This window comes from Endozoicomonas sp. ONNA2 (assembly GCF_024606365.1).
Lineage (GTDB): Bacteria > Pseudomonadota > Gammaproteobacteria > Pseudomonadales > Endozoicomonadaceae > Endozoicomonas.
This window is the reverse complement of record NZ_JAHHPO010000534.1, coordinates 1-3,719: the sequence shown is the minus strand read 5'-3', so window position 1 is coordinate 3,719 and position 3,719 is coordinate 1. Positions and strand designations below refer to the sequence as shown.

2 protein-coding genes are annotated in these 3,719 nt (G+C 47.9%); both read right to left on the bottom strand.

The window, feature by feature from the left end:
* Positions 1–1,622: hypothetical protein (locus KDK14_RS09410; RefSeq protein ID WP_257264842.1), on the bottom strand; the 1,622-nt coding region annotated here is incomplete at its 3' end.
* A gap of 156 nt (positions 1,623–1,778) precedes the next feature.
* The gene (locus tag KDK14_RS09405) at positions 1,779–3,632 is read right to left on the bottom strand and encodes a hypothetical protein (RefSeq protein WP_257264841.1); all 1,854 of its coding nucleotides are present in this window, start codon (positions 3,630–3,632) and stop codon (positions 1,779–1,781) included.
* Between the last annotated feature and the right edge of the window lie 87 nt (positions 3,633–3,719).

Here is a 3,719-nt window from a genome sequence, read left to right as displayed (position 1 = left end):
CCAGCAGGATCGTTACACACAATGGTTTCACCGTTGGGGCTGATTCTTGTCAGGGACCCGGCCGGGAATGATTTTGCCCGGCCCCATATTCCGGATGTCGGCTTGCGCCAGATTGTCAAGCCCCACCACATCTTTCTGATGAATTCACAGGGTTCCGCAGAAAAATGAATCTTACCACCGCCGCATTCGTGCTTCTCCTGAACAGCGGGCAGCCATTGGTCGTCAGTATTTAATTCCCAGATATCCAAACTGTCTTCAGTGGTGATGATCAGAAGCCGACCATCGGGGCTGAAATTGGGTTTAAGATGGCACCAACCTCTTGGCTGCTTGCAGGTTTTAATAATTCTCTTTTCTTCACGCCATTGCCCTTGCGGATCAAGGGCCACAATAACGACAAAGAAATAATCTCGTTCAATAGCATCTTCATCATCACCTGAATTCAGGTCATAATAATAATAATCATCATCATCAAAATATATGGCAAAATGGCGGTTATCCGGGCTAAATAGCACTTTCAGATGAAACTCATACTCGCTCATTTTCTCGGGGTTGGGTGTGAGTTTCAGGTCTTCAGCACGATCTTCAACAGTAATGTTGCCCGTTTGTGACCAGGATTCATCGTCTGCCTGGCTCATTACCGTAAAGTATGACTCAGCATAAAGCACAAGATGTTTGCTGTTGGCACTGAACAGCAAAGCATGATTATAACTTGTATTAATGTTGCCTCTATTGACCCACTGGCCATCAGCTCCACGACCGAGAATAGCACCCGTTCGCCCACGGTTAATACAAACCAGTGACCTGGCATCAGGTGACAGATGCATGGTACTGATAATCTTGTGCTCATGTTGAGGAAAAACGTCACCCGTTGTCAGTTTCTGTTGCTCAACCCACTCACCATTCCTGCATTCATAGACAGACAGTAAATGTTCTTCGCCACTGTAGTAGTGGCAGCGAAAAAGTCCTGCCCACCTACCGGTTACCGCTTGCGGGACAAATAAAATATGATCGGCATGCTGATGACCAAAACAGGCAAAATTATCGTGTTTAATTTCATCTATCCTGACCCAGTGACCATGCTCCAGAGCCAGAATATCACTGTAATGCTCTGCCTTCCTCTCGATGAGGATGGGAATATGATCACACAGATGACGGGTAAAGCGATTAAGATTTCTGCTGCCACTGGGTATAAGGGTCAGCGCAGCCCCGGCAAGAATCTGCTGACGCAAATGGCCGGCATAAAATGAGTAAAAGGCCGGACCCAGTTGTGCAGGGAAGTGGCGATCAGAAAATATGGACAACGTCCTGAGGTGCTCCAGGAGTTGCTGACTGGACTGAATGATTGCCCGACAGGAAGACTGCCTTTGGTTGGTCAGGGAGAGGAAGTATTGGACCTCTGCCAAGCCGCATGACCAAAGACGATTGCCCGTTGTCGGCGATGCTTGCCCAAAATTATTGATATCGTTGATTGATAAATAGCTGACGATTTTAGCGAACACTTCCCGGGGTACGCGAACCCACCGGTGATCAAAGCGGGCCATATCACGGACTACTTCAGGCCAGATTTCATCGCCCGCTGTAGCGACATCGGTACCGGCCTTTATCCCTGTTGCAGGTAGCAAAATGTTAACCCCCCAAGGTGGCTCAGGCAGACAAGTATAGTCCTGATGCAAGGTTGATCAATCACGATCCTGCAAAAGTGTAATGTCTTTACTGTCGCCACAAGACTGCATGGATTCAGGGGTTAGAACGCAGGCGCAGTTCCCTCACATGGCAGTCTATTTTGGCCCTTGCCTTTTCCCTATTTGATTCCACAACTGGCCCGGGGCGCACCCAATAGTATTGAGGAAATGATCGGGATTACGTTTAGAAATATCCGGGCCAGGCTCAGTTAACGTGAATTTTTGCCCAATCTGCCAGAAGGAAACAATCCTTTGCGCTTTAACGTCGTCCTGGGCAGGGTGCCAACTGATGACCTGAATGGTGCGGCTGCACGGGCTGAAGCTAAATTTCGAAATACTGATTTCTGTTTGCAGACATTCACTTTCCAGCCAACTCCCGTCTGCTTTCAACCCGAACAGGATCAGGCTGTGGGAATCTGTTTTCGGGACCACAGCCAGCAGGTAGCCTTCTTGATTGAAATTTGCTTTTACGACGGAAAATTCGATGCACTGCCTGACCCACTCACCGGCAGCTTCAGCGCAAAGTTCACCAACAGGTTTACGTTGATAGATATACGTATGGCCAGCAGGATCGTTACACACAATGGTTTCACCGGTGGGGCTGATTTTTGTCAGGGACTCAGCCGGGAATGTTTGTGCCGGGCCCCATATTCCGGACGCACCCCTGCGCCAGATCGTTACGCTCAGCCACCGCCTTGTGATGAATTCACAGGGGTCACTGGAAAAATAAATATCGCCACCGCTGCATTGGGGCTCCTCCTGATCAGCAGGCAGCCATTGGTCATCAGTATTTAGTACCCAGATGTCCAAATCATCTGGACTGGTGATGATCAGAAGTCGGCCATCGGGGCTGAAATTGGGTTTAAGGTGGTAGTACTGATTTGGCGGGTTGCAGATTTTGATAATTCTCTTTTTTTCTCGCCACTGCCCTTGCGAACCCGGGGCAAAAATGGCAACAAAAAAGTTATCTCGTTCAATAGTCCCGTAATCGCTATCTTCGCCGGCATCGTCAAACCATGTGGCAAAATGGCGGTTATCCGGGCTGAATAACACTTCCAGATCAAACTCATAGTCGCCTACTTTATCGCCATTAGGCGTGAGTTTCCGGTCATCTTCAGGATCTTTAACGAAAATGTCACCGGTTTGAGACCAGGATTCATCCTCTGCCTGACTCATCACCGTAATGCATGATCCATCATAAAGCACAAGATGTTTACAATCGGCACTGAACAGCAATGAATGATTTCGATGTGTATCAAAGTTGCCTTTATTAACCCACTGGCCATCGCGAGCCCGACCGAGAATAGCACCCGCTGATCCCATGTTAGTACAGACCAGTGACCTGGCATCCGGTGACAAATACATGGAAGTTAAATACTTTTCCTCACATTGAGGAAACACGTCACCCGTTGTCAGTTGCTGTTGCTCAACCCACGCATCATTCCTGCACTCATAAACAGACAGTAAATGCTCTTTGCTACAGTAATTGTAGTGAGAACCTCGGAGATTCCCGCTTGCCGGAACGTTTTGTGGAACAAACAAAATATGGTCAGCATATTGATAACCATAACTGGCAAAATTACGGTGTTTGATTTCAGCTTTTCTGACCCAGTGACCATGATCCAGAGTCAGAATATCACTGTAATTCGCTGACTTTGCCTCAATAATGATGGGAATATGATCACGCAGACTATGCTTGAAGGGCTCATAATTTATGCTGCCACCGAGTATAAGTGTCAGTGCTGCTCCATCAAGAATCTGCTGACGCATATGGCTGGCATAAAATGAGTAAAAGGCCGGGCCCAGTTGCGCAGGAAAGTGGCGAACAGAAAAAATGGACAACGTCCTGAGGTGCTGAAGGAGTTGCTGACTGGACTGAATGATTGCCTGACCCGGGATTGCCTTTTCCTGTTCAGGGAAAGAAAACAATGGACCTCTGCCAGGCCACATGACAGCAGACGATTACCCGTTGTCGGTGATGTTTGCCCAAAATTATTGATATCGTTGATTGATAAATAGCTGGCGATTTTGGCGAAC